Source organism: Nesiotobacter zosterae (assembly GCF_033843645.1).
Lineage (GTDB): Bacteria > Pseudomonadota > Alphaproteobacteria > Rhizobiales > Stappiaceae > Pseudovibrio > Pseudovibrio zosterae.
This window is the reverse complement of record NZ_JAWXVZ010000025.1, coordinates 1-2,720: the sequence shown is the minus strand read 5'-3', so window position 1 is coordinate 2,720 and position 2,720 is coordinate 1. Positions and strand designations below refer to the sequence as shown.

The window sequence follows — 2,720 nt, the reverse complement described above, 5'->3', positions numbered from 1 at the left end:
CCTACTCTCCCGCGTCTTGAGACGAAGTACCATTGGCGCAGGGGCGTTTCACTTCCGAGTTCGGGATGGGATCGGGTGGGGGCGCCCCGCCATGGCCACCGGGCAGGATAACAACAATTTGAGAAGCTGGATTTTTAGTGATTATAGCTTAATGGGAGTGATCAAGTCGAACGAGCTATTAGTAAGGCTCAGCTTCGTGTGTTGCCACACTTCCACATGCCTCCTATCGACGTGGTGGTCTTCCACGGCTCTTCAGGGAGAACTTGTTTTGAGGTGGGTTTCCCGCTTAGATGCCTTCAGCGGTTATCCCTTCCGTACATAGCTACCCTGCAATGCGGCTGGCGCCACAACAGGTCCACCAGAGGTACGTCCATCCCGGTCCTCTCGTACTAGGGACAGATCCTCTCAATTCTCCTACACCCACGGCAGATAGGGACCGAACTGTCTCGCGACGTTCTGAACCCAGCTCACGTACCGCTTTAATTGGCGAACAGCCAAACCCTTGGGACCTGCTCCAGCCCCAGGATGCGATGAGCCGACATCGAGGTGCCAAACAATGCCGTCGATATGGACTCTTGGGCATCATCAGCCTGTTATCCCCGGCGTACCTTTTATCCGTTGAGCGATGGCCCTTCCACGAGGGACCACCGGATCACTATGACCGACTTTCGTCTCTGCTCGACTTGTCAGTCTCGCAGTCAGGCGGGCTTATGCCATTGCACTCGACGAGCGATTTCCGACCGCTCTGAGCCCACCTTCGCGCGCCTCCGTTACCATTTGGGAGGCGACCGCCCCAGTCAAACTACCCGCCACACACGGTCCCGGGCGTTGTTGCGCCGCGGTTAGATATCCATGAGGACAAGGGTGGTATTTCAAGGATGGCTCCATGAGAGCTGGCGCCCTCATTTCAACGCCTACCACCTATCCTACACATGTCATCACGAATACCAGTGTGAAGCTGTAGTAAAGGTGCACGGGGTCTTTCCGTCTGACCGCAGGAACCCCGCATCTTCACGGGGAATTCAATTTCACTGAGTCTGTGCTGGAGACAGCGGGGAAGTCGTTACGCCATTCGTGCAGGTCGGAACTTACCCGACAAGGAATTTCGCTACCTTAGGACCGTTATAGTTACGGCCGCCGTTTACCGGGGCTTCAATTCGGTGCTTGCACACCTCCTCTTAACCTTCCGGCACCGGGCAGGCGTCAGACCCTATACGTCGCCTTGCGGCTTCGCAGAGCCCTGTGTTTTTGATAAACAGTCGCAACCCCCTGGTCTGTGCCACCTTCAAATGGTTGCCCAAATGAAGGTCTCCCTTCTCGCGAACTTACGGGAGCAATTTGCCGAGTTCCTTCAGCACAGTTCTCTCAAGCGCCTTGGTATGCTCTACCTGTCCACCTGTGTCGGTTTCGGGTACGGTCTAGCGTGGGAGCTATTTCCTGGGACACCTTCGCTGCACCCCCAATCCAATAAGGGGATACAACACACGGCATCCGTCACTACCCACTGGCTGGGGAATATTAACCCCATTCCCATCGGCTACGCCTTTCGGCCTCACCTTAGGGGCCGGCTAACCCTGCGCCGATTAGCGTTGCGCAGGAACCCTTGGACTTTCGGCGAGAGGGTCTCTCACCCTCTTTGTCGTTACTCATGTCAGCATTCGCACTTCTGATATCTCCAGGTGCCCTCACGGGTCACCCTTCGCAGACCTACAGAACGCTCCGCTACCGCGTGTTAAACACGCCCGCAGTTTCGGTGTATGGCTTGAGCCCCGGTACATTTTCGGCGCGGAGACCCTTATTTAGACCAGTGAGCTGTTACGCTTTCTTTAAATGATGGCTGCTTCTAAGCCAACATCCTGGTTGTTTTGGGATCTCTACATCCTTTCCCACTTAGCCATAACTTAGGGACCTTAACTGGCGGTCAGGGTTGTTTCCCTCTCCACAATGGACGTTAGCACCCACTGTGTGTCTGCCCTGCAGTACTTCCTGGTATTCGGAGTTTGGTTAGGATCAGTAAGGCGGTGAGCCCCCATAGCCCATCCAGTGCTCTACCCCCAGGAGTATTCACAGGACGCTCTACCTAAATAGATTTCGCGGAGAACCAGCTATTTCCGAGTTTGATTGGCCTTTCACCCCTAGCCACAAGTCATCCCCGAATTTTTCAACATTCGTGGGTTCGGTCCTCCAGTGCGTGTTACCGCACCTTCAACCTGCTCATGGCTAGATCACTCGGTTTCGGGTCTAATCCAACGAACTAAAGCGCCCTATTAAGACTCGGTTTCCCTACGCCTACACCTATCGGCTTAAGCTTGCTCGTTAAATTAAGTCGCTGACCCATTATACAAAAGGTACGCTGTCACCCTTGCGGGCTCCAACTGTTTGTAGGCATCCGGTTTCAGGAACTATTTCACTCCCCTCGTCGGGGTGCTTTTCACCTTTCCCTCACGGTACTGGTTCACTATCGGTCGACAAGGAGTACTTAGGCTTGGAGGGTGGTCCCCCCATGTTCAGACAGGATTTCACGTGTCCCGCCCTACTCAAGGATTGCAATTCTTTCTACCCGTACGGGGCTATCACCCATTAATGCCAGGTTTCCCAACCTGTTCCGGTTCTTAAATTGCAACCACTGGCCTGGTCCGCGTTCGCTCGCCACTACTAGCGGAGTCTCGGTTGATGTCCTTTCCTCCGGGTACTTAGATGTTTCAGTTCCCCGGGTTCGC

General features: G+C 54.6%; 2 rRNA genes. Both read right to left on the bottom strand.

From position 1 onward, the window contains the following. Positions 1 to 103, bottom strand: a 5S ribosomal RNA gene (gene rrf / locus Q3Y58_RS19435); the annotation flags it as partial. 54 nt (positions 104 to 157) lie between these two features. Beyond that, positions 158 to 2,720 (bottom strand): 23S ribosomal RNA (locus tag Q3Y58_RS19430); the annotation flags it as partial.